We start from the raw sequence: 26243 nt of genomic DNA, 5'->3' as shown, positions 1-26243 counted from the left end.
GGGGCTCCCACGCGAATGCGGGTATCGCGGCTGTTTTGTGGGAGCGTCGCCCTCGGCGCGAAGCGATCGTGGCCATTCTGCGATCCGGCGCAGGCCGCACCCTTCGCCCCGGGGGCGGGGCTTCCACGCGAGTGTGGGTATCGCGGCTGTTTTGTGGGAGCGTCGCCCTCGGCGCGAAATGATCGTGGCCATTCTGCGATCCGGCGCAGGCCGCACCCTTCGCCCCGGGGGCGGGGCTCCCACGCGAATGCGGGTATCGCGGCTGTTTTGTGGGAGCGTCGCCCTCGGCGCGAAGCGATCGTGGCCATTCTGCGATCCGGCGCAGGCCGCACCCTTCGCCCCGGGGTCGGGGCTCCCACGCGAATGCGGGTATCGCGGCTGTTTTGTGGGAGCGTCGCCCTCGGCGCGAAGCGATCGTGGCCATTCCGCGATCCGGCATTGGCCCCACCATTCGCCCCGGGTCGGGGCTCCTACGCGAGTGCGGCTCAGCCGCCGTTTTGCTGGCTCTGTGCCGCCGATTCCTAACCTGGCGGTCAGCATTCGCTCGGTGCCGCCCATCCGCCCGTTGCATGCGCGGAGTATTCCCAAATGGAAATTTTCCGTTACCATCCGGCGCGTTGAATTTAACGAACGGGTTTCATTTGCTTGTCCGCTCGTGTCGTAAAGCCCGTCTGTGGCTTGGTTTAAAGGGTTACAGCGGCCTTTAGGGGCCTGGTTCGATGGCGAAAACACTGGCCGGGCGCCGGTGATTCTCACCGGTATGTGGAGTAAAACGAACATTCAAACTCGGTGTGCCGGCGCTTTTTCAGGCAGCACCGCTGCGGTAGATGGCTCGGCGGTCACGGTGATGACGGGGCCTTTTTCTGATTCAACCGGATGGATTTCGGCAAGGAACTGTTGCCCGAGACCGGCTCGCCGGATCCGGAAACGCTCACATGGACAGCGATCACACAGCGAAGCCTGCTGGCGCGCCGCATGGCGTCGTGCACAGCGGTCCGGCTTCAACTGTTTCCAGCAAAATCAATAAGAGGTAGTCCTTCTATGGATGCGGTATCAGCCGAACAGGCAAAGCAGGAGCCTGAGAGCAAGCTCAGTGCGTCATTGAAGCCCCGGCACCTCACCATGATGTCCATCGCCGGTGTGATCGGCGGGGCGTTGTTCGTCGGCTCCGGCAGCGTGATCCACAGCGCCGGGCCGGCAGCGGTATTGGCCTACCTGGCGGGCGGCATTCTTGTCGTGCTGATCATGCGCATGCTCGGTGAGATGGCCACCTCTTCGCCGGACACCGGCTCGTTCTCCACCTACGCCGAGCGCGCCATCGGCCGCTGGGCCGGTTTCACCATCGGCTGGTTGTACTGGTGGTTCTGGGTCATCCTCATGGCCTGGGAAGCCTACGTGGCGGGCACCATCCTCAATGGCTGGTTCCCCGAGGTCAGCGTCAACGTCTTCGTGCTGGCCGCCACCCTGGTGCTGATCAGCATCAACTTCTTCAACGTCAAGCACTACGGCGAGTTCGAGTTCTGGTTCGCGCTGATCAAGGTGGTGGCGATCATATGCTTCCTGGCGGTCTGCACCCTGGCGGTGCTCAGCCTATGGCCGACCGGCGAGACGCGGGGCTTCAGCAACCTGACCGCCCAGGGTTTCATGCCCAACGGTATCGAGTCGGTGGTGGTGGCCATCCTCGGGGTGATGTTCGCCTTCCTCGGCGCCGAGATCGTCACCATTGCCGCCTCGGAGGCTAAGGACCCGGCCAACCAGATCGTCAAGGCGACCAACTCGGTGGTCTGGCGCGTGTGCCTGTTCTACATCGGCTCGATCTTCCTGATCGTCTGCCTGGTGCCCTGGAACGACCCGCTGATGGCCCAGTCCGGCTACGGTTCCTACCGCCGCACCCTGGAGCTGCTGGGCATTCCCTACGCTGAGCTGGTGATGAACTTCGTAGTGCTGACCTCGGTGAGCAGCTGCATGATCTCGGCGCACTACACCGCCTCGCGCATGCTGTTCTCGCTGTCTACCCGTGGCGACGCGCCGCGCTTCCTGAAGATCACCCGTACCGGGACCGGCGTGCCGGTGTTCGCGATCATCGCCTCCTGCTCGGTGGCTATCTTCGTGGCGCTGATCAACTTCAGCGAAACCCTGCGCCCCAAGGACGTGCTCGACACCCTGATGAACACCACCGGCATGATCGCCCTGCTGGTGTACCTGGTGATCGCTTTCTCGCAACTGAAGATGCGCCGCAAGCTGGAAGCCGAGGGCAAGGACATCCGCCTGAAAATGTGGCTGTTCCCCTGGCTGACCTACCTGGTGATCCTGTTTATCGTCGGCTCCCTGGTGACCATGGCGTTCGTCGAGGAATACCAGGTGCTGGTCATCTCCACCGGCGCGGCTGCGGCTGTTGTCGTGGCGCTGGGTGTGATGGTGCACATGCGCGCGAAGAAGACGCTCGCACGCTGACCGTTCAGGTATGATCGCCTGCAAAGGGGCGCACTCGAAGAGTGCGCCCCTTTTTAGTAGCCGCTACTTCATCGGTAAGGGAAGCGAATGAAAGAGTACAAGGTCGTCATCTATCAGGAAGGCATGCTGGGTTCGTTGGTGCTTGGTGCGTCCAAGGTCAACCCGCTGCGTTTCACCGAATTTCTCAACCGCAACGCTCGTGAAGGCTGGCGCGTGGTGACCATGGAAAAGGACATCCGCCGCATGTTGCTGCTGTGGCGCCGCGAGGCCTACGTGGTGGTGATGGAGAAGGACGTATGAGATTCGCCGGGCCCGGCGCGCTGCTGATTTTCGTCGGCTGGTCGCTGCTGGCCATCGTGCAGCTGTGGGCGCCAGTACTGTCCAGTGAGCACTTTCTCAAGGTGACTCTCACCGCGGGCATCCTGCTGCTGGTGCTGATGGCCGTGCGCAGCTACTGCGCCGACCGCAAGCTCAAGGATGACGGCTTTCTCGACGGTTGACGCCTCTGGGCGAAGGCCAGAGAGCCCGCCGCAGCCCTGCTGCCGCGGGCTGTTTCGCATCAGTGCGAATGACGCGGCATGCCGCCGCTGCGCGCGATGATGCGCATGTGCAGGGTGGCCGGCTCCAGGCAGCCGCCGGTGGAGAGCTGGCCGACCAACTGGCGGTAAAGCTCCTGCCAGGGCGTTTGCGACGCCGGGTAGCTGGGCTTCCAGGCGGCGCGGCGGCGCTGCATTTCCTCGTCGTCGATCAGCAGGTTCACCGAACGGGCGTTGAGGTCGACGCGCAGCACGTCGTTGGTCTGCAGCAGCGCCAGGCCACCGCCCACCGCCGCTTCAGGGGACATGTTGAGAATCGACGGGCTGGCCGAGGTGCCGCTCTGCCGACCATCGCCCAGGCACGGCAGGGAAGTGACGCCTTGTTTGATCAGTGCCGCCGGCGGGTCCATGTTCACCACCTCGGCACTGCCCGGATAACCGACCGGCCCAGCGCCACGTACGACCAGAATGCAGCGCTCGTCGATATCCAGCGCCGGGTCGTTGATGCGCGCGTGGTAGTCCTCGGGGCCTTCGAAGACGATGGCCCGCGCCTCGAAGCAGTTCTCCTTGCCGGGCTCGGCCAGGTAGGTCTTGCGGAAGGCTTCGCCGACCACCGACATTTTCATGATCGCGCTATCGAAGAAGTTGCCGCTGAGCACGATGAAACCGGCGCTGTGCTTGAGCGGCTCGTCGTAGGGCAGGATCACCTCGCGGTTGCCGGTCACTTTGCCTTCAACGATTTCGCCGATGCTGCGGCCGTTGACCGTCATGCAGCCCTCGTGCAGGCGCCCGGCCTTCTGCAGCTCGTGCATCACCGCTGGCACGCCGCCGGCGTGGTGGAAGCCTTCGCCCAGGTATTTGCCGGCCGGCATGCAGTTGACCAGCAGCGGCACGCTCTCGCCGATGCGTTGCCAGTCTTCCAGGCTCAGCTCGATGCCCATGTGCCGGGCGATGGCGATCAGGTGCGGCGGGCAGTTGCTCGAGGCGCCGAGGGCCGAGGCCACGGCGATGGCGTTCTCGAAGGCTTCGCGGGTCATGATCTGCGAGGGGCGCACGTCCTGCATGACCAGCTCGCAGATGCGCCGGCCAGTGGCGTAGGCCATCTGCCCGCGCTCGCGGTAGGGCGCGGGAATGCTCGCGCAGCCGGTCAGCGACATGCCCAGCGCTTCGGCCAGGGCGTTCATCGACAGGGCCGTGCCCATGGTGTTGCAGTGGCCCACCGACGGCGAGGCGGCGGTGGTCATTTCCATGAAGCCTTCGTAATCGATTTCGCCCGCGGCCATCAACTTGCGCGCGTGCCAGAGCACGGTGCCCGAGCCGATCAGCTCACCCTTGTGGTGGCCGTCGAGCATTGGCCCGCCGGACAGCACGATGGCCGGCAGGTCGGTGGTGGCCGCGGCCATCAGGCACGCCGGCGTGGTCTTGTCGCAGCCGGTGGTCAGCACCACGCCGTCGAGCGGGTAGCCGTGGAGGATTTCCACCAGGCCCAGGTAGGCGAGGTTGCGATCCAGGGCGGCGGTGGGGCGGCGGCTCTGCTCGGCGATCGGGTGCACCGGAAATTCCATGGGAATGCCGCCAGCATCGCGAATGCCGGCCTTGACCCGCTGGGCCAGTTCCAGGTGATGGCGGTTGCAGGGCGTCAGGTCGCTGCCGGTCTGGGCGATGCCGATGATCGGCCGGCCCGACTGCAGCTCGGCGCGGGTCAGCCCGTAGTTCATGTAGCGCTCGACGTAGATGGCGGTCATGTCGGCGTGGTCGGGATCATCGAACCACTGCTGGCTGCGCAGGGGGCGTTTGGGATCGGTCATGATTCGTTTCTCTTGTTCTTGAATGAATCGCGTGGCGCTGGGCTATCGGCTTGGGCAGCTCTAAAAACTACCTGCGTTGTCAGCGCGGCGTTAAAACAGGCTCGAATGCGAGTCCAATCAAAATGCTCATTTACAGCACGTAAACTCCGCTTTTTTGCCTGTTTTTCCTTGCGCTGACTGCCTCGCCAACGTTTTTAGAGGTGCCCCAAAAGGACAAGCATCAGTCCAGCAGGCCGCGGGCGCTGAGGTTGTTGATCAGCGCGGTGATGCCAAAGGTCCAGGGTGCGGCCTTGTCGCTGGTGGTCACCTGGTTGTGCAGGGCGCCGAGGCGCGGGCTGCTGATGCTCACGCGGTCGCCGAGTTTATGGGTGAAACCGCTGCCTGGGTGATCGCGGTCTTCGGTGGGGGCAAAAAGGGTGCCGAGAAACAGCACGAAGCCGTCCGGGTACTGGTGCGAGGCGTTGAGCGTCTGCCTGGCCAGGTCCTGCGGATCACGGCTGATCTGGTCCATCGAACTGGTGCCGGTGAGCCGGTAACCGTCGGTGCCTTGCACCTGCAGTTCGACCACGCAGTTGCGCACGGCGTCGAGGTCGAAGTGTTCGTCGAACAGGCGAATGAACGGGCCGATGGCGCAGGAGGCGTTGTTGTCCTTGGCCTTGCTGAGCAAAAGCGCGCTGCGGCCTTCCACGTCACGCAGGTTGACGTCGTTGCCCAGGGTGGCGCCGTGGATCTGTCCGCGGCTGTTGACCGCCAGCACCACCTCCGGCTCCGGGTTGTTCCACTGGGATATCGGGTGGATGCCGATCTCGCTGGCGCTGCCCACCGCCGAAAGGATCGGCGCCTTGGTGAAGATCTCCGCGTCCAGGCCGATGCCGACTTCGAGGTACTGCGACCACATGTTCTGCTCGATCAACAGCTCCTTGAGGCGCATCGCCTTGGGCGAACCGGGGCGCACGGCGCGCAGGTTGTCGCCGATGGCCTCGCGCACGATGGCGCGCACGCTCTGGGCGCGGCTCGCGTCGCCAGCGGCTTTTTCCTCGATCACCCGCTCGATCATGCTGGCGGCGAAGGTCACTCCCGCGGCCTTGATCACCTGCAGGTCCAGCGGTGCCAACAAATACGGCTGGCTTGGGTCGGCATGGGCACCAGTGTTGGCCAGCAGCGCCTCGATACTGCCGACGAAGCTGCCGGCGGTTTCGCGCACGGCCTGCAGCGGATCATCGAGTTCCAGCAACTGGCTAAGGGTGGCGAAGCGCGCGGACAGGTCGAACACGCCGTCGGCGCGCAGCACGATGGGCGAGGGGCCGGCAACGGCGCCGGGAATCCAGGCGCGGCCGATCAGCGTGGCCGTGGCAACGTCGGCGGGCAGGGTGTTTTCGGGGGTGAGGCGGATCGACATGGCGATGAATCCCGGAGTGCATGAAAGCTGCACGCTAGGCGGCGATGTGGATAAACTCCAATGGCATATTTTCAATTATCAATAACCTGCCGTTATTGAATCGCTGGAGCTGGCCATGTCGGATCTGTCGTTCTCGAGCTTCTGCAACTGGCTCAAATTCCGCCACCTGACCCTTATCGACACCTTGGGGCGCACCCGCAACATGCACCTGGCAGCGCAGCAGATGAACCTCAGCCAGCCAGCGCTAAGCAAGATGCTCAAGGAGATCGAGAGCCTGCTCGGCTTCGCCGTGTTCGAGCGCCTGCCGCGCAGCATGCAGCCCACGCCGCTGGGCGCGCAGGTGGTGCGTTATGCGCACCTGGCGCTCAACGATGCACGCACCTTCGTCGAGCAGATCAACAACCTCAGCGCCGGCGGCCATGGTCACCTCAAGGTCGGCGGCATCTTCGCCGCCACGGCGGTGGCGTTGCCCGAGGCCATCGTGCAGATCAAGCAGCGCTGGCCGCTGCTGGCCATCGAGGTGGTCGAGCAAACCAGCGACCACCTGATGGAAATGCTCGAAGAGCGCACCCTGGATCTGGCCATCGGCCGCTTCACCGAGCAGAGCCAGCAGCAGCGCTACGACTTCCAGGCGCTGGCGCCGGAACCGTTCTGCATAGTCGCCAACAGCCGCCACCCCCTGTGCGACGCCGGGCCGATGACCCTGCAGCAACTGGTCAACTGGCCTTGGATTCTCTACCCCAAAGGCACGCCGATCCGCGGGCGCATGGAGGAAGTGTTCGCCAAGGCCAAGGTGCAGGTGCCGCGCAACACCATCGAGACCATCTCCATGCAGACCTTTCTAAAGGTGCTGCAGGGCGGCCCGATGATCGGCATGTTGCCCGAGGCGATGGTGGTCGAGCACCTGGAAGGCGGCCTGCTGAAGAAGCTCGACACGCCGTTCTACCTGATGCCTCAGGACTACGGGATTCTTACCCGCAAGGGCGACCAACTGCTCGGCCCGGCCCGGGAGTTCGCCGACATCCTGCTCGCCAATGCACAGCGCGAGCGGGATTAATTCGATAACGAAGCGTTATCGATTAATCAGCAAATGCCATTGGGATTGAATCGATCCGCGGCATAGATTACCGGCCATCGCCACCACGGTCGGATCGACAGCATGTCCGTCGAATACCTGCACAGCGGTGCGCCGCCAGCTGCCGGGCTGGCCCATCCACCAGCCAAGGAGCCGCACCCGTTGTAACTGCAGTGTCGCCAGGCGCCGCCTGACGAAGCCCAACTCTAAAAACAATCAGGCATGCCCGCATGCCCAAGGGTTATCACCATGCAACCACGTACCGAGAATCCGGCCGCGTCTGCACGCGACCACGACAGCGCCTTCGAAGATCGCACCTACCGCAAGGTCATCCTGCGCATTCTGCCCATCCTGTTGCTGTGCTACATGGCGGCCTATCTGGATCGGGTCAATATCGGCTTCGCCAAGCTGGACATGCTCGAAGACCTGCAGTTCAGCAACACCGTCTACGCCCTGGGCGCGAGCATGTTCTTCTGGGGCTATTTCCTGTTCGAGGTGCCGAGCAACCTGTTGCTGCACCGCCTCGGCGCGCGCTTCTGGATCGCCCGCATCATGCTGACCTGGGCCATCGTCTCGATGGCAGTGGCCTTCACCGTGCCCCTGGCGCAGTTCTTCGGCATCCAGTCGAGCACCATGTTCTACATCCTGCGCTTCCTGCTCGGCATCTGCGAAGCTGGCTTCTTCCCGGGCGTGATTCTCTACCTCAACTACTGGTTCCCGACCCACCGGCAGAGCCGTGTGATGTCCGGCTTCCTGCTGGCGCTGCCGATCAGCCTGGTGCTCGGCGGCATGCTCTCGGGCTGGCTGATGACCGCGATGCAAGGCGTGCACGGGCTGTCCGGCTGGCAGTGGATGCTGCTGATCGAAGGCTTGCCGTCGATCGTCATGGCCGTGGTGATCGTGGTTTGCCTGTGCGACAACATCGACAAGGCCAAGTGGCTGTCCGCGGCTGAGAAAGCCATGCTCAAGGCCAACCTGCAGCAGGACAACACCGGCAAGGCCTCGCGCCTGAGCGAAGCCTTCCTCAACCCGCGGGTGTGGCTGCTGGTGCTGATCCTGCTGACCTTCAACACCGGCTTCTACGGGCTGGCGTTCTGGATGCCGTCGATCATCAAGAGCGCCGGCGTCACCAGCAGCCTGCACATCGGCCTGCTGACCGCCATTCCCTACGGCGTGGCCGCGGTGGCGATGCTGCTCAATGCGCGGCATTCCAACCGCACCGGCGAGCGCCGCCTGCATGCCGCGATTCCGGCCTTCATCGGCGGCGTTGGGCTGATGCTCAGCGCCTACTTCGCCCACGACATCGTGCTCTCGGTGCTGTTCCTGAGCGTGGCGGCCTCCGGCATTCTCAGCCTGATGCCGATCTACTGGACGCTGCCCGGCACCGTGCTGTCCGGCATCGCCGCGGCGGCCGGTATCGGCATCATCAACTCGTTCGGCAACCTGTCCGGCTTCACCGGCTCGATGATCACCGCGATGGCGGAAACCATGACCGGCGACATCAACAACGGCACCTACGTGCTGGCTGGCTGCCTGTTCGTCAGCGGCGCGCTGATCATGGCCATCCCGCGCAGCATGCTCGGCACACCCGCCAGCAAGCCACAGGCTGAAGTGCCCACCAACCTGACCCTGGAGAAAGCATGAACGAGCTGCACGGCAAACGCGTGCTGATCACCGCCGCCGGCCAGGGCATCGGCCTGGCCAGCGCCCGGGCCTTCGTGGCCGCGGGTGCCGAGGTGATCGCCACCGACATCGCGATCGGCACGTTGCAGGATGAGCCGGGCCTCACCGCCCTGCAGCTCGACGTCACCTCGCCCCAGGCCATCGCCGCGCTCAGCGAGCAGGTCGGCGCGGTCGACGTGCTGTTCAACTGTGCGGGCTACGTGCACGCCGGCAGCATTCTGGAGTGTGACGAGGCCGCTTGGGAGCGCTCGCTGCAGCTCAACGTCACCGCCATGTACCGGATGATTCGCGCCACGCTGCCGGGCATGCTGGCCCGCGGCGGCGGATCGATCATCAACATGGCCTCCGTGGCGTCGAGCATCAAGGGCGTGCCCAACCGCTGCGCCTACACCGCCAGCAAGGCGGCGGTGGTCGGCCTGACCAAGGCGGTGGCCGCCGACTACATCGCCCAGGGCATTCGTTGCAACGCCATTTGCCCAGGCACCGTGGAGTCGCCCTCGCTGCGTGTGCGCATCGCCGAACAGGCCGCGCTGCAGGGCGTGGCCGAGGAACAGGTGTACGGGCAATTCCTCGCCCGCCAGCCCATGGGGCGCATCGGCAGCGCCGAGGAAATCGCCCGGCTGGTGCTTTACCTCGGCTCCGACGCGTCTTCATACACTACCGGTGCGCTGCATGTGATCGATGGCGGCATGAGCATCTGATCGTCTTGAACCTGAACAAGGACCCAACATGAAACTGCTACGTTACGGCGCCAAGGGCGCAGAAAAGCCAGGCCTGCTGGACGCCGACAACCAGATTCGTGACCTCTCCGGGCATGTGGCCGATATCGCCGGCGACGTGCTGACGCCCGCCGGCCTCGCCGCACTGGCGCAGCTCGACCCGGCCAGCCTGCCGGTCGTGACCGGCAACCCGCGCATCGGCGCCTGCGTCGGCCAGGTCGGCAAGTTCGTGTGCATCGGCCTCAACTACGCCGACCACGCCGCCGAGTCCGGCATGGAGGTGCCAGAGGAGCCGATCATCTTCAACAAGTGGACCAGCGCCATCTGCGGGCCAAACGACGCCGTCGAGATTCCCCGCGGCTCGATCAAGACCGATTGGGAAGTGGAGCTGGGCGTGGTGATCGGCAAGGGTGGGCGCTACATCGACGAAGCCAACGCCATGGATCACGTCGCCGGCTACTGCGTGATCAACGACGTGTCCGAGCGCGAATGGCAGCTCGAACGCGGCGGCAGTTGGGACAAGGGCAAGGGCTTCGACACCTTCGGCCCGCTCGGCCCCTGGCTGGTAACCCGCGACGAAATCGCCGACCCGCACAATCTGGACATGTGGCTGGAGGTCGACGGTCATCGTTACCAGCAGGGCAATACGCGCACGCTGATCTTCAACGTGCCGCAACTGATCGCCTACCTGAGCCGCTGCATGAGCCTGCAGCCGGGCGACGTGATCTCCACCGGCACCCCGCCGGGCGTGGGCCTGGGCATCAAGCCCACCCCGGTGTTCCTGCGCGCCGGGCAAACCATCAGGTTGGGCATCGCCGGGTTGGGTGAACAGCACCAGGTCACGGTGCAGGCTGACTGAGGCGGCTATGAAAACGGCTCGGAAGGCCTTGCCAGGCTAAAGGCTATATCGCAAGCCGCGGCGGCTTCGGTAGGACCCGCGCCCCGCGGCGAATGGAGAAAACGCTGCGGATTTTGCAGGGTGGCCGCTACCGCATCGCGCCGAGGTCGACGCTCCCACGCGGTCGTTGGGTTGCTCACGATTATTATAGGAGCTGCGCCCCGCGGCGAATCGTGTGTACGACGTCGTTTTTGCAGCAAGGCCACAATCGAATTCGCGCCGAGGTCGACGTTCCTACGCGGTCGTTGGGTTGCTCACGATCATTATGGAAGCTGTGCCCCGCGGCGAATCGTGTGTACGACGTCGTTTTTGCAGCAAGGCTACAATCGAATTCGCGCCGAGGTCGACGCTCCTACGCGGTCGTGGGTTTGCTCACGATCATTGTGGGAGCTGCGCCCCGCGGCGAATCGTGTGTACGACGTCGTTTTTGCAGCAAGGCCACAATCGAATTCGCGCCGAGGTCGACGCTCCTACGCGGTCGTTGGGTTGCTCACGATCATTGTGGGAGCTGCGCCCCGCGGCGAATCGTATGTACGACGCCGTTTTTGCAGCAAGGCCACAATCGAATTCGCGCCGAGGTCGACGCTCCTACGAGGAGTGCCGATGCTCGCCAGCCCGACTGAGACGAAAAAACGCGGGCCATGGCCCGCGTTTTCGTTCATGAAGCTAGTCGATCAGCGCGCGGCCCAGGCGTTGAAGCGTTCCTCCAGCTCCTCGCCATGGTCGATCCAGAACTCGGCGTTGACCAGTTGCGCGCCGGCCATGTTGGCCTCTGCGGTCGGCAGTTGCGCCTGCACATCGGCCGGCAGTTGCGGCAGCGTCTCTTTGTGCACCGGGCCATAGGGGATCTGGCTGGAGAACACCTTCTGGGTGTCGGCCTGGCTGGCGAACTTGATGAAGCGCTCGGCCAGCGCCTTGTTCGGGCTGCCCTTGACGATGGCCCAGTGCTCGGGGTCGTACAGGCTGCCGTTCCAGGAGATCTTCAGATTGGCGCCTTCCTTCTGTGCCACGCCGATACGGCCGTTGTAGGCGGCGGACAGGGTCACGTCACCGGCCAGCAGCCACTGCGGCGGTTGCGCGCCGGCTTCCCACCACTGGATCGAACCCTTGATGGCGTCCAGCTTCTTGAAGGCGCGGTCGACGCCTTCCTTCGTGCCCAGCACCTTGTAGAGGTCCTCGCGGCTCACGCCGTCGGCCAGCAGGGCGGCTTCCAGGGTGTACTTGGCGCTCTTGCGCAGGCCACGTTTGCCGGGAAATTTCTCCAGGTCCCAGAAATCCGCCCAGGAGGTGGGTGCGGTTTTAAGTTTGTCACCGTTGTAGGCCATCACCATCGACCATACGTAGGTGGCCACGCCGCACTCGCTCACGGTGCCGGGAATGTACTGGTTGGCATCGCCGAGAATGGCCGGGTCGATGCGCTCGAAAAGGCCCTCTTCGCAGCCGCGCTGCAGCTCGGGGCTTTCCACCTCGACCACATCCCAGGTCACCTGGCCGACATCGACCATGGCTTTGACCTTGGACAGTTCGCCGTTGTACTCGCCGGCCACCACACGGCCGGCGCCGCTCTGCTCGAAGGGTTTGAAGTAAGCGGCGGTCTGCGCGACTTTAGTAGCGCCGCCGAAGGAGATCACCGTGAGGCTGTCGGCGGCCAGTGCAGCGCTGCTGGCACCCGCCAGCAGGGACAGGCCGATGGCGGCGCGGATGGATGGACGCAAGTGCTTGAACATGGAAACTCCCTCGCTGTTTTTTCGTTGTAGTGAGAACAGGGGCAGTAGGGCCGAAGCGGCGAAGCTGCGCGTTGTGTCACGCGTCAGCAGAATCTTTGTTGTTGTGCCGCCCTGAGTGCGTGCTGGGCGGGAACTGTCGTTCAGGTGAGGGCCATGGTGCGTCAGTCCGGCGCGAAGGAAAATTAGTAAAAATATGCTCGGGACTTACGAAAAACCTTTGCAAGGCAGAGCCCCGCCAGGGCGCCGTGTTGGAGTAAGGTGCAGGCAACCATCACGCTGAGATCGGACACGTGGCTTCCTATACCCTGCGGCAACTCAAGTACTTCGTCACCACGGTGGAAGCGGGCAGCGTGGCCGAGGCGTCACGCCAGCTGTACATCGCCCAGCCGTCCATTTCCACGGCCATCAAGGGGCTGGAAGAAAGCTTCGGCGTGCAGCTGTTCATCCGCCATCATGCCCAGGGCGTGTCGCTGACGCCCAGCGGCGCACGCTTCTACGAGAAGGCCCAGCAACTGCTGCGCATGGCCCGCGAGTTCGAGCAGAACGCCCTGGCCGACAACGACATCGTCGCCGGGCAGATCGACATCGGCTGCTTCGAAACCGTCGCGCCGCTGTACCTGCCGCAACTGATCGCCGGCTTTCGCGAGCGCTACCCGGGCGTGGATATCCGCATTCGCGATGGTGAGCAGCAGGAGCTGGTGCAGGGCCTCACCGCCGGCTCGTTCGACCTGGCGTTTCTCTACGAGCACGACCTCGACGGCACCATCGCCACCGAGCCTCTGATGCCGCCGCAGAAACCCTACGTGCTGCTGCCCGAGCAGCACCGTTTCGCCGGCCAGGCTCAGGTATCGCTGCGCGACCTATGCCTGGAGCCGATGATCCTGCTCGACGTGCAGCCCAGCCGAACCTACTTCGTCAGCCTGTTCCACGAACTGGGGCTGACGCCCAATATCGTCTTCAGCTCACCGTCCATCGAGATGGTGCGGGGCATGGTCGGCCAGGGCTTCGGCTTCTCGCTGTTGGTCACCAAGCCGCATTCCGAATGCACCTACGATGGCAAGCGCGTGGTCACCGTGGATATCACCGAACCCGTCGCCACCTCCGGGCTGGTGGCGGCTCGCCTCAAGCGCAGCCAACTGACCAAGCCGGCGCAGTTGTTCGTGGATTTTTGCCGGGAACGGTTGGGCGAACTGAGTGAGCAAGCTGCGCGATAGGGCGGTGCTCGGGCTGCCCGGGTCGAGCGCAGTGAAACCCGGGAAAAATCCCTGGGTATCGCGTTGCTCAACCCAGGCTACGGGTTGGAGTTCATCTCGGAGCGCGTAGATAGCCTGCCGTTTCGTAGCCTGGGTTGAGCGCAGCGATACCCAGTGAACATGCCCCGGGTATCGCGTTGCTCAACATCGGGCTACAGGTTGCGGTTCAGCCCGGCTCGCAGAGGTAATCCGCCAACCGCTGCAGTAGCGCATCGCAACCTTGTAGCTGTTCCAGGCTGACGAACTCGTCGGGCTTGTGGCCCTGGTCCATGCTGCCGGGGCCGCAGACTACGGTTGGGATGCCGGCGCCGTCGAACAGACCGCCTTCGGTGCCGAAGGCCACGGTGCCGAAATCGTTCGAGCCACAGAGCCTGGCCAGCAACCGCGCCGCTTCGCTATCCGGCGGTGTGGCGAGGCCCGGGTAGGCGCTCAGTGGCTGTAGCCGAATATCGCTGGCGGCGCTCACCGTCTGCATCTTCGGCAGCAGTTGCTCGGCGGCGTAGCGCTGCAGCTCGTCCGCCACGCGCTGCGCGTCGAAGCCTGGCAGTGCGCGCACCTCGAAATCGAACTCGCACTCAGCTGGCACGATGTTCAGGGCGCGACCGCCCTTGATCACGCCGGTCTGCACGGTGGAGAAGGGCGGGTCGAAGCGCGCATCGTGGTGCTCGGGCTGGGCCAGGCGCGCGCCGATGTCACCCAGATGGCCGATCAGCCGCGCCGCGTATTCGATGGCGTTCACGCCATAGGGCGCGTAGGCCGAGTGACAGGCCGCGCCGTGCACTTCGCAGCGCATCGCCAGCTTGCCTTTGTGGCCGAGCACGGGCTTGAGTTCGGTGGGCTCGCCGATCAGGCACAGGGTGGGTTTGTGCGGGCGTTTTTCCAGTTCGGCGAGCATCGAGCGCACGCCCAGGCAACCGACTTCCTCGTCATAGGAAAACGCCAGGTGCACCGGTACCTGCAGCGGCCGTTGCACCAGGCTCGGCACCGCGGCCAGCACGCAGGCGATGAAGCCTTTCATGTCCGCCGTGCCGCGGCCGTACAGGCGCCCGTCGCGCTCGCTCAGCTGGAATGGCGCAACCGTCCAGGCCTGGCCGTCGACCGGCACCACGTCGGTATGGCCGGACAGCACCACGCCGCCGCGATCCTGCGGGCCGATGGTGGCGAACAGATTGGCCTTGGTGCCTTCGGCGTTATGGAACAGCTCGCTGTCCACGCCAAAGCCCGCCAGGTACTCGCGGATGAATTCGATCAGCGCCAGGTTGGAATCACGGCTGACCGTGGCAAAACCGATCAGCCGCTCGAGCAGGGCGCGGCTGGTTGGCTCATTCATCACCTGGTACTCCATAGCTTGGCGCTGCCGTCGGGTCGAGGGCGCGGGTCAGGTAATCCTGCATCTGCGGCCGGTAAGCTTGCCACAGACCGTCGAGCTGGCCGATGGGGTCTTCGTCCGCCCAGTCGACACGCAGGTCGATGATCGGCCAGACCAGATCGCCTACCACCTTGAGCGCCGCCGAGTGCACCGGGCCGGCCTCGCCGCCGGCGGCCATCGCCCCGTGCATGGCGGCGAGCAGGCGGTCGGCCAGTTGCCCGCTGGCGTTCTCGAAGGCCTCGACCATGGCCTGGATCACCGCCTCGCTCGCCAGCAGATTGCCGGCTGCCACGCACTGCTCGCCGGCCACCGCGTTGTACAGCCCCAGCGCTTCCTTACCGCTGAACAAGGCGGTGCGACCCTGGCTGTCGATCACCGTCACCTGGCGATACTGGCTCCAGCCATTGGCGCCCAACGCGCGCTGCAAGGCGTCGCCTGGTTCCAGCCCCTGTTGCTCCAGCAGCTCGAGAATCTGCGGGCCTAGGGCGGGCAGGGTGACGTTCTGGGTGGCCACCGCACCGACGCCGGCCCTTAGCCAGGGGCAGCGGGCGCCGACGGCGATGCTCGACGAGCTGATGGCGATGCCCAGCTGGCCGGTTTCCGGGCAGCGCCCGACGATGGAAAAGGTCATGCGCGCCTCCTTATTTGGCCTGCCAGTCGTCCGGGATCACCGCGATCACGTCGATCTCCATCAGCCACTGCGGCTGGCCGAGGGCCGACACCACCAGCCCGGTGGAAATCGGGAACACGCCCTTGAGCCATTTGCCGACCTCCTTGTACACCGGCTCGCGGTAGCGCGGGTCGATGATGTAGGTAGTGGTCTTGACGATATGGGACAGGTCACTGCCGGCTTCTTCGAGCAACTGCTTGAGGTTCTTCATGGCCTGCTCGGTCTGCGCCTGCGGGTCGCCGAGGCCGACCAGGTTGCCGTCGAAGTCGGTGCCCACCTGGCCGCGCACGTACACCGTGTTGCCGGCGCGCACGGCCTGGCACAGATCGTTGTCCAGTGCCTGGTTGGGGTAGGTGTCCTTGGTGTTGAACATGCGGATACGGGTATGGGTGGGCATCACTTGACTCCCTGCAGGCGGGTGATGGGGGCTGCGGCCTGGCGCTGCTCGGCATCGCGGTAGGCGGTGTATTTGCGCTGCGTGGCGATATGGTCGGCGACGTACTTGGCGTCGTGCCACACGCCCCAGATGAACGACGAGCCACGGCGCGACAGCCACGGCAGGCCGAGGAAATAGATGCCCGGCTCGCGGGACACGCCGCGTTGGTGCTGGGGCTTGCCGTTGGCATCGAAGGTGTCGGCTTCCAGCCAGCTGAAGTCGGTGGCGAAACCGGTCGCCCAGATGATCGACGTCACCCCGGCCGCGATCAGATCCAGCTCGCGCAGCGGCTTGCTCATGCACGCGGGATCGGCCGGGATGATGCGCGCTTGCGGTTCTTCCGGCAGGTCGAGGCCGTTGCGTTTCACGTAGGCGTCCGCCGCATCGAGCAGCGCCAGATAGTTCTCGTCGCCGCGGCGGATGTTGTCGGCCAGGTCGTCGGCGAACTGCACCACGCCGTCGTCGAACGAGCGGGTCAGGCCGACCAGCGTCATGCCCTGGTGAGCCAGGCGGCGGAAGTCGATGGTCTTGCCGCCATAGGCGCCGCTGACCGCGATGGTCACGTGTTCGCGGCCGGCTTTCGGCGTCTCCTGGTCCCACTCGCCGAGCACGCCCAGCCACCAGCAGAAATCCCGGTTGCGGTAGCTGCGCGGCGGTCGGTCATGGGCGCCGACGGAGAGGTAAACCTGGCGGCCGGACTGCATCAGCTCATCGGCGATCTGCGTGCCTGACGAGCCAGCGCCCACCACCAGCACGGCACCGGCGGGCAGTTGCTGCGGGTTGCGGTACTCGGCAGAGTGGATCTGCGTGAGGCGTTCGTCCTGCGGCGCGATGGCCGGAATCACCGGACGCTGAAAAGGGCCGGTGGCGGCCACCACGCGATTGGCCTCGATCACGCCCTCGGAGGTTTCCACGGTAAAACCGGGGCGATTGGCGTTGCGGCGGACCTTGTGCACTTCCACGCCGGTGCGGATCGGTGCGTCGAAGCTGCGCGCATAGGCTTCGAAGTAAGCGGCCACCTGCTCCTTGCCCGGAAAGGCGTCATCGTCGATGTCGAATTCCAGACCAGGAAAGCGGTCATGCCAGGCCGGGCCGTTGGCCACCAGCGAATCCCAGCGCATGGTGCGCCAGCGCTCGGCGATGCGCTCGCGCTCCAGCACCAGGTGTGGCACACCGAGTTTGGTCAGGTGCTCGCTCATCGCCACGCCGGCCTGGCCGGCGCCCACCACCAGGGTGTCTGTTCGGGTTGTTTCGACAGCCATCGTTGCGTCCCTCTGAAGGAGGCCCGGCGCCCGTGCACAGGGATGGCCCTGGCCGGGGCGCACGAGCCGTTCGTGCGTTGAGGCCATTGTGTTCAGAGGAGGGGGATAGCGAAATTAGCGTTTTTGTAGTCGTTGCCCAGCAAAAAGCTGGGCATCGCCGAGAGGGCAGATCAGCTGGGCTGTTCGCTCAGCGCCACGCGGTTGCGGCCTTCGCTCTTGGCGGCGTACAGGGCGACGTCGGCTGCGGCGACCAGCTCGGCAGGTGCCTGCATCGTCTGCCCCGGAATGCAGGAAGCGACGCCGATGCTCAGGGTGAGGTTGGCGTACGGCGAGCCCTGGTTGGCGATCGCCAACGCCTCGACATCGGCGCGGATGCGCTCGGCCACCGCCATGGCCGAGGCGCTTTCGGCAGCCGGCAGAATCAGCGCCAGTTCCTCGCCACCGTAGCGCGCGGTGGTATCCGCGCTGCGCCGGGCATGGCGCTTGAGCACCGCGGCGACCTGCTTGAGCGCTTCGTCACCGGCCGGGTGGCCGTACTGGTCGTTGAAGCGCTTGAAGTAGTCCACGTCCAGCAGCACGAACGACAGTGGCTGGCGCTGGGCGGCAGCGGACTGGAAGGCGACGCGCAGCGCTTCGTCCAGGCGCCGGCGGTTGGCCAGGCCGGTCAGCGCGTCCTCACCGGCGATGATCTCCAGCGCGTGGTTGGCCAGCGCCAGGTCGCGGTGCATGCTCTGCAGGCGCGCCTCCATGCGCCCCTGGCGGCCCAGGGCACGCCAGATCAGCCAGCCCATGGAGAGCAGGATGACCAGCACGCCGCCGCTCAGTGACCAGGTTTGCAGTGCGCGGCTGCGCCAGGCAGCCATCGCCTGCTCTTCGCCCAGGGAGGCGGCCACCAGGATCGGGTACTCGTCGCTGGTGTCGAAGCCATAGATGCGCTTCACCCCATCGATCATCGCCGTGAGCACCATGCTGCCGCGCTTCACGCCGTCGTTATTGACCGCACGCAGCACCGGGCTCTTGGACATGTTCAGGCCGGCGTTCTGCGCTGACTCTCGCGACCTGACCAGCAAGGTGCCGTCGCGCTTGACCATACCGATCACGCCCTCGCTGCCGACCTCGATGCTGCGGTAGAAATCCACGAAGTGCTGGACCAGCAGCGTGGCCAGCACCACGCCACGAAACTCGCCGTCGGCATCGCTCAGGCGCAGCGTCAGAGATATCACCCAGTCGCCGCTCATGCGGCTCTGGATGGGCGCGCCGATATGCAGGCCTTTGACCTGATTGGTGCTGTGTACCGTGAAATAGTCGCGATCCAGCGCCGTATAGTTGGTGGTGGCGTTGGGCACCGTTGTGAGCAACGGATGGCCGTTTGCGTCGAGCACGGTAAAGCCTTCCACATCGGCCAGGATCGCCGACTGAGCGCGCGCCACCTCAAGCACTTCCCGCAGGTTCTCTGCGTCATACCCGGATATCTGCAGCTTGCGCTGAATGCCGATCAACACCGTATGCGCATCGCGAATGGTCGACTCGGCCTGCCGGGTCAGCGCCGTCGACAGGTTCTCCATATCGGCCACGTGCTGGCGTAGCGCCTCGCGCTTGTCCCACTCGACCTGAAGGTAGGTGAGCAGCAGCACGGCCACGCCCACCACACTGGTCATGATCACGACCAGGCGTCTGAGGTAAGTGATCTTGGAGGTCTGACTCGTCAAGGTACGGGCCCGGCTAGGCTGGTTGGGCTCGTATCGTCAGCGTGAAAGGCACGGCGGGATAGGAACGTCGTGCAAATTATGAACAAAGCGGCGGGGGGATTGCACGCGGTTTTGCTGCGCTTTGAGCACGCAATCGTTTGCCTCCAGACGCGCGCGCTCGGGCCTTCGCACGCGCCGCGGCGTATCGGATTGGCACTCGACAGAGCGCATCGGTATACTCCGCCAGCCTTCTGGGGGCCTATAGCTCAGTTGGTTAGAGCAGAGGACTCATAATCCTTTGGTCCACGGTTCGAGTCCGTGTGGGCCCACCACCTTCAAAGCCGCGCAATGCGCGGCTTTATGCTTTCTAGGGTAGTGACCTCACAATTGGCTCCATGGCCAAAAGGTACAAAATCGGTACAGTACTGGTAAGCCAGTCTGCCTTTGGAGTCCTTTTCACATGGCAACAATCGTTAAAACCCCTTCCGGCACTTGGAAAGCCGTAGTCCGCAAAACGGGCTGGCCGACCAACGCAAAAACCTTCCGCACCAAACGCGACGCCGAAGACTGGGCACGCCGCACTGAAGACGAAATGGTGCGTGGCGTGTACATCCAGCGCAGCGGCTCCGAGCGCATGACGCTGGAAAAAGCCCTGGAGCGCTACCTCGCTGAGGTGACCCCCAGTAAGAAGCCCACCACCCGCAAAGCCGAAGCTACCAAGGCAAAGCAACTGATCCAGCACCTAGGCAAGTACTCCCTGGCTGCGCTGTCAGCTGAAGTCATTGCCAAATACCGCGATACAAGGCTCGGCACACTCAGCAAGCGCGGCCTCCCTACCAGCAACAATACCGTGCGGCTTGAGCTGGCACTGCTGAGCCATCTTTTCACGGTAGCTATCCAAGAATGGGGACTGGGCCTGACCTTTAACCCGGTGCTAAATATCCGCAAGCCGAGCCCTGGAGATGGTCGCGACCGCAGGTTGTCCGCCGACGAAGAAAAGCGCTTGCTCGCTGCAGTGAACAGTCACAGCAATCCGATGCTGGGATGGATCGTCCAAATCGCCCTGGAAACGGGCATGCGGTCGTCGGAGATAACGGGCCTGCGTTGCCATCAGGTAGACCTGAAAAAGCGCGTGGTGCGCCTTGCAGACACGAAAAACGACAGCGCCCGCACCGTCCCTTTGACCAAACTAGCCACCAAGACATTCAAGGTCGCCTTGGAGAACCCTGTTCGCCCCAAAGACTGCAACCTAGTGTTCTTCGGTGAGCCTGGAAGGGACGAGAAACGTCGCCCTTATGCCTTCACCAAAACCTGGGGGCTGCTGAAGAAAAAACTCGGAATGCCTGACCTTCGCTTCCACGACCTGCGTCATGAAGCGGTCAGCCGGCTGGTCGAGGGTGGCCTATCCGATCAGGAGGTTTCTGCCATCAGCGGACATAAGTCGATGCAGATGCTCAAGCGCTACACGCACCTGCGCGCTGAAGACCTTGTGGGCAAGCTGGATAAGCTTGAGAGGAAAACGACTAGGCGCGGTAAGCAACAGGCTGACAGCTGATCCAGAGCCATGCAGCGCTAGACGTAGTTCACCAATCACTGAGGGCTTTAACTGACGCAGCTTCGGTTACTGCCCTCAGGCATCTTCGCTGTCTGGTTTGTAGAAAAGATCCCAGCTGCTCTGGTGTGTAACGCGAGGGTCTTGTCCGTTTACAGGGTCTGACTTTAGGCCGAGAGATTTCCTCTCTTCCAGATGGCGCTCCCACGGACGATCAGTGCCTAGCACCCTGCCAAGGTGCTCAGCACGAGATTCCTCTCGGCGCTCCCACGCGCTGACGAGCTCCTGGTACTCATCGCTGTCGGCCAACTGATAAGCAACATCAACCAGATCACTGCCTACCCAGTGCGCCAAAGGAAGCGTCCTTTCCACTGCCGCGAGACGCGCATCGTCGCTCTCCAGATCGATCTCACCCTCTTCATACAGACGCTTTGCAAGAGATATGGATTTACTGAAATACGTATCGGCGCCAGGTTGCTCTGCATGGAGAAACTCAGGAAATGTCAGCGCTGTTAATGGCGCGACATGACCATTAGCTGCATCGGTCACGCCCGTGACTAGCCAAAACGCATATTTCGGCCACAAGTGGGCTATTGACTCGATCATGGCGGAGGTCGGCTTCTGCTTGCGAGAGAACGCACTACGCCAGCGCGCGGACGGAATGCCTGTGAGCTGGGAGAGCTTCTCCCAGAAGCCACGACCGGCGTAAGGCGGCTGACTCCATAGGCTGAGCAGCGCCGAAAACGGCCCTTCGTGCCCCTTGAGGCTCTCTAGGTCAGCCGGAGACATCTGCTCTTTCAGAATCAGAATGACGCGGTCTTCAATCGTGCTTGACATCTTAAGCCTTCGCTCATAAAAAGTACATAATGTCCAGAATATGGACATTAGGTGTTTTTTAAGGACTCTTACGCCTTTTTGCGTAATGAGCGCAGTGTATCGCAAGCCATACAAGGAGTCGCAAGATGACAGTCGAAGAAACCCTGCTGAACCGTTACGGCGGTTCACCACTGCTTTCCCTCGAACAGTTGGCGGAGGTACTGCACCGTAGCAAGGACGGCTTGAGGATCTCCTTAAGCAGCGATAACGAAATGTCTGCGAAGCTGCGTTCGTGCAAGGTCAAAATCGGCAGGCGGATCTACTTCAAAACCTCTGCAATTGCTCGCGTAATCGAAGAAGCCTGATCGCTATGAGCATCAAAGCCATGAACTGGGCATGGGAGCAACCGCTTCCGCCTGTTCCGAAGCTGGTTCTCATGGCGCTTGCTGATAACGCAGATGATCACGGCTATTGCTGGCCGAAGATGAAGACGATTGCAGCAAAGTGCAGCACTTCGGAGCGCACAGTTCAGCGCACTATCAAAACCTTGCTAGCTGCGGGTCTACTGAAGAAGGACGCCCGATTCAGTGCCAGCGGCCGGCAGGTTTCTAATGGCTACACGCTCGCGTTGACCTACCCCGACAAGTTGTCACCCTCACCCAAATGCAGCGAGGGGGAGGGTGACACCCTTGTCACCCTCCCCCTGACACAGCTATGTCAGGGGGAGGGTGACAAAGCTATGTCACCCCTAGAACCACCATATGAACCTTCATGTGAATCATCAGTACGGCGCACGGCAAAACTGCCGCGGTTGAGTGCACTGGAGAGTCAACAGGTCGCCCAACTCATCAGCTCAATTCCCGCTGAGCAACAGCAAGCGATTACAAAACAACTTGTAGCCGCACTGGACAAGGGGACCATCCATACGTCCCCATCACGTTGGTTGAAGGCGGTCATTCGCCGGGCAGGGCGACACATGTATCCACAGAGGGCGCTGGAACTGTCGGAAGTGGACTATGTGACACGCCTGATCCAGGGCGGGATATCGCCTGAGGACGCTCAGCGTATTGCCCAGAGGACATTTAGTCGTCGCGTAGTCGGCGTAGCTGTGAACAGTAGGCGACCAATCGATTATCGAACCGCCAAAAACTGCGCCGAAATCAGCTGCTAATTACCTGTCGGCTAGCTTCTGGTCTTGTCCACTGAGGGCTCCGACATTCCCTCAAAGAACAAAGCGCAAGCGAGGCATAGCCCAACAAATACGGCGCAGTAAGCTGCCCATAGGTTGAACTGAATCGAGAGTCTGGTGAGTTTTTCCACCATCTCTGGTGCCGCCGTAAGCGCGTCAAGCTGCTGCTTGGCGGAAATATGCCAAAACATACCAGAGACCAAACTGAGCAGCGCTGCTAGTGCCCCAAGAAGCTGCTTAAGATAAAGACCGATGAGATATCGAATGTGCGGCCAATCCATGCTTCATACTCCAAGTTACTCGAGGTCACTCTATCGGCGTTTCCAGCTGAAGCTGAAGCGAGACTTTCATCGTGGCTGTCTAATTCGACTACGCCACACTTTGTTGCCCTCCCGAAACCTAAGGGCTAGACTGCGCCCGTCGTGGTAAATCCCACGACCGAGCGTGACAACTCGTGAAGCAAGGGCGCGGCAGCACCAAGGGTGATTAGCAGGCATGTAAGTGCTGAGCTATCGCTTTTCTATGGTGGGCCGTGCGGGGCAGGCTTTTGCCTGGCCGGTTCCCTTGGTTCCCGGTTTGTCACCCCCGTACGGTCCACCACCAATCCGCGTGACAACGGTTGGTAGTGGCTCCTTAATCGAACCAAGGAGCATAAGGAATGCGCTATCCACCTTTTACCCGAGAGCTCCGCCTTGGGCTTCAAGTCTTGTTGTTTACCTCCGATCTGGAGGTGCGCCATGGCTGAGTTCGAATCCAGCGTTGTACCTTTTCCACTGCAGCGTAGTCCGCTGCATGAATCCGAACGTTCTCCTATGCCCTCTGAAGCTGCCGCGGAAACGCGCGCAATCATGCTTGGCCATCTGCTTGATCAACTGGCTGAGCCCGAGGGCATGCTGCCTGATGACATGCGCTTACGTATCGCGGCCTATTCCGCGCTGGATCTGCTCGACGAGATGGTGGTGCTGTATCGGCGCGCACTCTCCGAAGTCCGAGGAGGTGCCGCATGAGCAAGGATGTCGTGACGTATCTGCCCTCTCACGACGGCCAGCCAGGCACTGAAATCGCCTGGGCAGCCGATTGCAGAGAGGCATTCAACCGAGGCGTGAAGCTGGCCCAGTCCTGGCTCGACAGCGCCTTTGGCGGATGGCTCTGGGCTGTGATGATCGCCGAACGTGATCTGCTACCGCGGGCCATCGACAGGCGCGCCTTCGAGGTTGGCTTCTTGGGCCGTGTTCATCAGCGCGTATGCTCTCAAAGGTGCTGCAGTTACTCGGATAAATCCTGCTCCCAAGAGCTATAGAACAGTTGTTTGTGAGCCTGCTTTGCAGGCTCACATGAACCTATTCTGCCGGCTTACTCTACGAGCGCCCGCGCAGCACAGATACCCAGGAAAAGGCTGGGAGCGGCCCAGAGTGTTTTAAAACGCTTCGCCAAAATTGAAGTGCGCGCATCTACGTGAAATCTGAAATTTATCAGCACGTCTACAGATGCGGATTTCGTCCAGATAAGCGATCTTAAATCCACTTTTGAGCACCTATGCACTCGAACACACATTTACACAGTCTCGATCGGTAGCAGAACCAGCCGCTGGTTGCAGACTTGGTGAAATTTTGTGATTAAAAGCTAAGCGCGATTCACTTTAAAACGCAGCTGTCGGTGAATAGTGGGAGCGGCGCTCTCGATAGTGGAACATCCCAGTTGCATCGGTTCACAACCTAGACTCCTCGAAAGGCTTGGCAGATTACTAAGAATGAATTATTATCCGTGAGCCCACTCAGGACTCGCATTTCTAAGATTGATTCGTCTTAGCTTGTTGTGCTTACACCTTTGACTCTTCGAGTCGCGCGCAGATGGATCGCTCTGCGTAGTTGGAGTCCTGAGTGCGCACTTTTAAAGGGACTTACTATGGCTATTCCCCCAATTAATAATAATCAAGACCTCGCAAATTATATTGGGGTCAAAAAAGGGGTAATTGCATATTATGCTTATTATCTTGTCTCTTCTAAAGCATATACTTCTTTCGCGATCAAAAAACGTTCGGGGGGCGAACGAACTATTGATGCCCCTATTCGCGGCCTAAAAGAGCTGCAGCGAACTATTTTAGACAAGCTATCTCCTGAGACGAATTTTAGGCACTGTGTCTACGGATATATTCCTGGGCGAGGAATTCTCCAAAATAGTGCTATTCATGTCAGGCAAAAGTGGGTGCTTAGAGTCGACATAAAGGATTTCTTCCCCAGCATTACTACTGCGCGAATTTCTGGAATGCTCAAAAGCCCGCCTTTTAACATGGCACCGAAAGCCGCGCGGGCGCTTGCGCTCATCAGCACGAAAGACGGAGTGCTTCCGCAGGGCAGTCCACTGAGTCCATGGATTACAAACGTTATTTGCAAAGGCTTGGACTATAATCTTAAGCGCTTAGCATCCAAGCATAAGTGCTATTACAGTCGCTATGCAGATGATTTATTTTTCTCAACGAGCAACAGTTTTTTTCCGACTGCTTTGGCACGAAGAGGTGATGCCGAGAAGAATGTAATTATTGGCGAAGATTTAGAGCTTGAAATTCTGCGAGCAGGCTTTCTGCCCAATGAAGAAAAAACCTCCCTTACACCAATCTCCCAGCGCCAGGTCATTACTGGGGTCATCGTAAATTCTCGAACTAATGTGCCGCGTGAGTTTGTTAAAAACGTTCGCGCAGCACTTTATTCGTGGGAGAAGTTTGGCCTAAAAGCAGCCGAAGAACATTGGCGCAGTAAAGTGGATTCAAGGAATAGGGCCGGCGATCCTCCGCGCTTCCGATGGGTGTTGCGCGGACAAATCAATTTCATAAAGCATGTTAAGGGTGAGGCTGACCCGGTTTATATAAGTCTCGCCAAGAAGCTCAAAAAGCTCGACGATAATTTCACATTTGACGCCAAGGCGTCAGCCTTGTCTGTGATTGAAGAAGTCCAGATTTTCGTGGAAGGAATAACTGACAAAAAACATATAGAGAAAGCTTTTATAGATGCTCAGAAGCAAGGGCTGTATTCGGATCTTAATCTGACATTTCCCAACCAAAGAGAATATGGGAGCAGCAATTTAAAGTCTTTGTGCGAGACTCTTAGCGCCAACGTTCAGCGCTGCTTAACCATTTGTATCTTTGATAGAGATGAACCGGCTTATGTAAAAAACATGGGCGGATCTTCTGGTGACTACATGGATCATAATAATAACGTTTTCAGCTTGATTATTCCCCGGCCTACATTTAGGTCGGAAGGTGATATCTGCATAGAGCATTTATACAAAGATGCAGATCTGTTTAAGTATGATACAGCCGGCAGGCGGTTGTATTCAAAAAGCGAGTTTGATAAACATAGCTGTCACATCAAGGATCCTTTAATTTTCATTAGAACACCACCTAAGTCATTGATTTGTGATTCGGGTGTAATAAATATTTCCACGAAGGCAAGTGTTGCGTTAAGCAAGGCTGATTTTGCGACAAATATTTATGAAGAGATCCCTCCTTTTAATAAGGTTTCATTTGAAGGTTTTCTTCCTTTGTTTACAAAGATACAAGAGATTAAGCATCTTTTTAAGAAGTGATTTACTCCTATCCTCAGTCGTCCCTAGATTGGAAGATACTATCAAGCGTTAGGTAGAGCCTGCGGCACCTACTGCGGAATCACTTTTTCAGGCTAGCTTCTGGCCATCCCAGCGCCCAGTGTGGGCG

General features: G+C 61.4%; 24 protein-coding genes and 1 tRNA gene. 15 read left to right on the top strand and 10 right to left on the bottom strand.

Going from position 1 to position 26243, the window contains the following annotated elements; translation table 11 throughout:
• Window positions 1-1041 precede the first annotated feature (1041 nt).
• The 3 genes from BVH01_RS05125 (at window position 1042) to BVH01_RS05115 (ending at window position 2954) form a co-directional block, all read left to right on the top strand.
• Window positions 1042-2454 carry an amino acid permease gene (locus tag BVH01_RS05125; RefSeq protein ID WP_075929304.1) on the top strand — a complete coding sequence of 471 codons (1413 nt, stop codon included), beginning with the start codon at window positions 1042-1044 and terminating at the stop codon, window positions 2452-2454.
• Window positions 2455-2541: 87 nt separating this feature from the next.
• Complete coding sequence (locus BVH01_RS05120; RefSeq protein WP_073262301.1) at window positions 2542-2754, top strand: DUF4177 domain-containing protein; 213 nt, start codon at window positions 2542-2544, stop codon at window positions 2752-2754.
• Window positions 2751-2954, top strand: a complete 204-nt coding sequence (locus BVH01_RS05115) for a hypothetical protein (protein ID WP_075929303.1) — start codon at window positions 2751-2753, stop codon at window positions 2952-2954. The genes BVH01_RS05120 and BVH01_RS05115 overlap by 4 nt, the downstream gene beginning before the upstream one ends.
• A 59-nt stretch (window positions 2955-3013) precedes the next feature.
• On the opposite strand, the gene BVH01_RS05110 is transcribed toward BVH01_RS05115, so the two are convergent.
• On the bottom strand, window positions 3014-4798 hold the full coding sequence (locus BVH01_RS05110) for an IlvD/Edd family dehydratase (protein WP_075929302.1): 1785 nt from the start codon (window positions 4796-4798) through the stop codon (window positions 3014-3016).
• Window positions 4799-5018: 220 nt separating this feature from the next.
• Window positions 5019-6197, bottom strand: coding sequence for a fumarylacetoacetate hydrolase family protein (locus tag BVH01_RS05105; protein ID WP_075929301.1), 1179 nt, complete (start codon window positions 6195-6197; stop codon window positions 5019-5021).
• Window positions 6198-6312: 115 nt separating this feature from the next.
• On the opposite strand from BVH01_RS05105, the gene BVH01_RS05100 reads away from it, so the two are divergent.
• The 4 genes from BVH01_RS05100 (at window position 6313) to BVH01_RS05085 (ending at window position 10533) form a co-directional block, all read left to right on the top strand.
• Window positions 6313-7254: a LysR family transcriptional regulator gene (locus BVH01_RS05100; protein WP_075929300.1), complete on the top strand. Its 942-nt coding sequence runs from the start codon at window positions 6313-6315 to the stop codon at window positions 7252-7254.
• Between the two features lie 267 nt (window positions 7255-7521).
• A complete protein-coding gene (locus BVH01_RS05095; protein ID WP_075929299.1) occupies window positions 7522-8916 on the top strand; it encodes an MFS transporter in 1395 nt (464 codons plus the stop codon).
• Window positions 8913-9656: an SDR family oxidoreductase gene (locus BVH01_RS05090; RefSeq protein ID WP_075929297.1), complete on the top strand. Its 744-nt coding sequence runs from the start codon at window positions 8913-8915 to the stop codon at window positions 9654-9656. Before BVH01_RS05095 ends, BVH01_RS05090 begins: the two co-directional genes overlap by 4 nt.
• Before the next feature lie 28 nt (window positions 9657-9684).
• Window positions 9685-10533 (top strand): ureidoglycolate lyase, encoded by an 849-nt coding sequence (locus tag BVH01_RS05085; protein ID WP_075929296.1) that lies wholly within the window; start codon window positions 9685-9687, stop codon window positions 10531-10533.
• Between the two features lie 713 nt (window positions 10534-11246).
• Here BVH01_RS05085 and BVH01_RS05080 read toward each other — a convergent pair.
• Window positions 11247-12299, bottom strand: a complete 1053-nt coding sequence (locus BVH01_RS05080) for an ABC transporter substrate-binding protein (RefSeq protein WP_075929295.1) — start codon at window positions 12297-12299, stop codon at window positions 11247-11249.
• Window positions 12300-12589: 290 nt separating this feature from the next.
• On the opposite strand from BVH01_RS05080, the gene BVH01_RS05075 reads away from it, so the two are divergent.
• Window positions 12590-13513, top strand: coding sequence for a LysR family transcriptional regulator (locus tag BVH01_RS05075; RefSeq protein ID WP_075929294.1), 924 nt, complete (start codon window positions 12590-12592; stop codon window positions 13511-13513).
• Between the two features lie 205 nt (window positions 13514-13718).
• Here BVH01_RS05075 and argE read toward each other — a convergent pair whose 3' ends face one another.
• The 5 genes from argE to BVH01_RS05050 form a co-directional block, all read right to left on the bottom strand.
• The gene (argE, locus tag BVH01_RS05070) at window positions 13719-14882 is read right to left on the bottom strand and encodes an acetylornithine deacetylase (RefSeq protein ID WP_075929293.1); all 1164 of its coding nucleotides are present in this window, start codon (window positions 14880-14882) and stop codon (window positions 13719-13721) included.
• The gene (locus BVH01_RS05065) at window positions 14875-15552 is read right to left on the bottom strand and encodes a DUF1028 domain-containing protein (protein ID WP_075929292.1); all 678 of its coding nucleotides are present in this window, start codon (window positions 15550-15552) and stop codon (window positions 14875-14877) included. Before BVH01_RS05065 ends, argE begins: the two co-directional genes overlap by 8 nt.
• A 10-nt stretch (window positions 15553-15562) precedes the next feature.
• Window positions 15563-15988 carry a RidA family protein gene (locus BVH01_RS05060; protein ID WP_073262277.1) on the bottom strand — a complete coding sequence of 142 codons (426 nt, stop codon included), beginning with the start codon at window positions 15986-15988 and terminating at the stop codon, window positions 15563-15565.
• Window positions 15988-17289: an NAD(P)/FAD-dependent oxidoreductase gene (locus BVH01_RS05055; protein WP_075929291.1), complete on the bottom strand. Its 1302-nt coding sequence runs from the start codon at window positions 17287-17289 to the stop codon at window positions 15988-15990. The genes BVH01_RS05060 and BVH01_RS05055 overlap by 1 nt, the downstream gene beginning before the upstream one ends.
• 170 nt (window positions 17290-17459) lie before the next feature.
• Window positions 17460-18947 carry a diguanylate cyclase gene (locus BVH01_RS05050; RefSeq protein ID WP_139317780.1) on the bottom strand — a complete coding sequence of 496 codons (1488 nt, stop codon included), beginning with the start codon at window positions 18945-18947 and terminating at the stop codon, window positions 17460-17462.
• 285 nt (window positions 18948-19232) lie between these two features.
• On the opposite strand from BVH01_RS05050, the gene BVH01_RS05045 reads away from it, so the two are divergent.
• Together BVH01_RS05045 and BVH01_RS05040 are read left to right on the top strand one after the other, a co-directional pair.
• A tRNA-Ile gene (locus BVH01_RS05045) sits at window positions 19233-19309 on the top strand.
• Window positions 19310-19437: 128 nt separating this feature from the next.
• Window positions 19438-20532, top strand: coding sequence for a site-specific integrase (locus BVH01_RS05040; protein ID WP_075929289.1), 1095 nt, complete (start codon window positions 19438-19440; stop codon window positions 20530-20532).
• Between the two features lie 75 nt (window positions 20533-20607).
• On the opposite strand, the gene BVH01_RS05035 is transcribed toward BVH01_RS05040, so the two are convergent.
• Complete coding sequence (locus BVH01_RS05035; protein WP_075929288.1) at window positions 20608-21366, bottom strand: hypothetical protein; 759 nt, start codon at window positions 21364-21366, stop codon at window positions 20608-20610.
• A 125-nt stretch (window positions 21367-21491) separates the two neighbouring features.
• Between BVH01_RS05035 and BVH01_RS05030 the strand changes: the two genes are divergently transcribed.
• Together BVH01_RS05030 and BVH01_RS05025 are read left to right on the top strand one after the other, a co-directional pair.
• On the top strand, window positions 21492-21710 hold the full coding sequence (locus BVH01_RS05030) for a hypothetical protein (protein WP_027909889.1): 219 nt from the start codon (window positions 21492-21494) through the stop codon (window positions 21708-21710).
• Between the two features lie 5 nt (window positions 21711-21715).
• Window positions 21716-22516, top strand: a complete 801-nt coding sequence (locus tag BVH01_RS05025; RefSeq protein WP_075929287.1) for a helix-turn-helix domain-containing protein — start codon at window positions 21716-21718, stop codon at window positions 22514-22516.
• Between the two features lie 11 nt (window positions 22517-22527).
• Here BVH01_RS05025 and BVH01_RS05020 read toward each other — a convergent pair whose 3' ends face one another.
• Window positions 22528-22815: a hypothetical protein gene (locus BVH01_RS05020; protein WP_075929286.1), complete on the bottom strand. Its 288-nt coding sequence runs from the start codon at window positions 22813-22815 to the stop codon at window positions 22528-22530.
• 456 nt (window positions 22816-23271) lie between these two features.
• Here BVH01_RS05020 and BVH01_RS05015 point away from each other — a divergent pair, with 456 nt between their 5' ends.
• The 3 genes from BVH01_RS05015 to BVH01_RS05005 all read left to right on the top strand — a co-directional run bounded on the left by BVH01_RS05015 (window position 23272) and on the right by BVH01_RS05005 (window position 26116).
• Window positions 23272-23541: a hypothetical protein gene (locus BVH01_RS05015; protein ID WP_075929285.1), complete on the top strand. Its 270-nt coding sequence runs from the start codon at window positions 23272-23274 to the stop codon at window positions 23539-23541.
• Window positions 23538-23834, top strand: coding sequence for a LasR-specific antiactivator QslA (locus BVH01_RS05010; RefSeq protein ID WP_075929284.1), 297 nt, complete (start codon window positions 23538-23540; stop codon window positions 23832-23834). The genes BVH01_RS05015 and BVH01_RS05010 overlap by 4 nt, the downstream gene beginning before the upstream one ends.
• Window positions 23835-24439: 605 nt before the next feature.
• Entirely contained in the window at window positions 24440-26116 is a 1677-nt protein-coding gene (locus BVH01_RS05005) for a reverse transcriptase domain-containing protein (RefSeq protein WP_075929283.1), read from the top strand.
• The last annotated feature ends 127 nt before the right edge of the window (window positions 26117-26243 follow it).

This window comes from Pseudomonas sp. PA1(2017) (genome assembly GCF_001945375.1).
In the GTDB taxonomy this organism is placed as follows: Bacteria; Pseudomonadota; Gammaproteobacteria; order Pseudomonadales; family Pseudomonadaceae; genus Aquipseudomonas.
The sequence above is the reverse complement of the archived record's forward strand: the minus strand, read 5'-3'. Positions and strand labels throughout refer to the sequence as shown.

Excerpts from the sequence above, each read along its gene's own strand:
- BVH01_RS05085 (WP_075929296.1), top strand. The coding sequence starts at position 9,685 with ATGAAACTGCTACGTTACGGCGCCAAGGGCGCAGAAAAGCCAGGCCTG.
- BVH01_RS05055 (WP_075929291.1), bottom strand. The coding sequence starts at position 17,289 with ATGGCTGTCGAAACAACCCGAACAGACACCCTGGTGGTGGGCGCCGGC.
- BVH01_RS05030 (WP_027909889.1), top strand. The coding sequence starts at position 21,492 with ATGACAGTCGAAGAAACCCTGCTGAACCGTTACGGCGGTTCACCACTG.
- BVH01_RS05015 (WP_075929285.1), top strand. The coding sequence starts at position 23,272 with ATGGCTGAGTTCGAATCCAGCGTTGTACCTTTTCCACTGCAGCGTAGT.
- BVH01_RS05080 (WP_075929295.1), bottom strand. The coding sequence starts at position 12,299 with ATGTTCAAGCACTTGCGTCCATCCATCCGCGCCGCCATCGGCCTGTCC.
- BVH01_RS05120 (WP_073262301.1), top strand. The coding sequence starts at position 2,542 with ATGAAAGAGTACAAGGTCGTCATCTATCAGGAAGGCATGCTGGGTTCG.
- BVH01_RS05060 (WP_073262277.1), bottom strand. The coding sequence starts at position 15,988 with ATGCCCACCCATACCCGTATCCGCATGTTCAACACCAAGGACACCTAC.
- BVH01_RS05065 (WP_075929292.1), bottom strand. The coding sequence starts at position 15,552 with ATGACCTTTTCCATCGTCGGGCGCTGCCCGGAAACCGGCCAGCTGGGC.
- argE (WP_075929293.1), bottom strand. The coding sequence starts at position 14,882 with ATGAATGAGCCAACCAGCCGCGCCCTGCTCGAGCGGCTGATCGGTTTT.
- BVH01_RS05090 (WP_075929297.1), top strand. The coding sequence starts at position 8,913 with ATGAACGAGCTGCACGGCAAACGCGTGCTGATCACCGCCGCCGGCCAG.
- BVH01_RS05110 (WP_075929302.1), bottom strand. The coding sequence starts at position 4,798 with ATGACCGATCCCAAACGCCCCCTGCGCAGCCAGCAGTGGTTCGATGAT.
- BVH01_RS05010 (WP_075929284.1), top strand. The coding sequence starts at position 23,538 with ATGAGCAAGGATGTCGTGACGTATCTGCCCTCTCACGACGGCCAGCCA.
- BVH01_RS05020 (WP_075929286.1), bottom strand. The coding sequence starts at position 22,815 with ATGGATTGGCCGCACATTCGATATCTCATCGGTCTTTATCTTAAGCAG.
- BVH01_RS05100 (WP_075929300.1), top strand. The coding sequence starts at position 6,313 with ATGTCGGATCTGTCGTTCTCGAGCTTCTGCAACTGGCTCAAATTCCGC.
- BVH01_RS05105 (WP_075929301.1), bottom strand. The coding sequence starts at position 6,197 with ATGTCGATCCGCCTCACCCCCGAAAACACCCTGCCCGCCGACGTTGCC.
- BVH01_RS05035 (WP_075929288.1), bottom strand. The coding sequence starts at position 21,366 with ATGTCAAGCACGATTGAAGACCGCGTCATTCTGATTCTGAAAGAGCAG.
- BVH01_RS05005 (WP_075929283.1), top strand. The coding sequence starts at position 24,440 with ATGGCTATTCCCCCAATTAATAATAATCAAGACCTCGCAAATTATATT.
- BVH01_RS05095 (WP_075929299.1), top strand. The coding sequence starts at position 7,522 with ATGCAACCACGTACCGAGAATCCGGCCGCGTCTGCACGCGACCACGAC.
- BVH01_RS05125 (WP_075929304.1), top strand. The coding sequence starts at position 1,042 with ATGGATGCGGTATCAGCCGAACAGGCAAAGCAGGAGCCTGAGAGCAAG.
- BVH01_RS05050 (WP_139317780.1), bottom strand. The coding sequence starts at position 18,947 with ATGACCAGTGTGGTGGGCGTGGCCGTGCTGCTGCTCACCTACCTTCAG.
- BVH01_RS05115 (WP_075929303.1), top strand. The coding sequence starts at position 2,751 with ATGAGATTCGCCGGGCCCGGCGCGCTGCTGATTTTCGTCGGCTGGTCG.
- BVH01_RS05040 (WP_075929289.1), top strand. The coding sequence starts at position 19,438 with ATGGCAACAATCGTTAAAACCCCTTCCGGCACTTGGAAAGCCGTAGTC.
- BVH01_RS05025 (WP_075929287.1), top strand. The coding sequence starts at position 21,716 with ATGAGCATCAAAGCCATGAACTGGGCATGGGAGCAACCGCTTCCGCCT.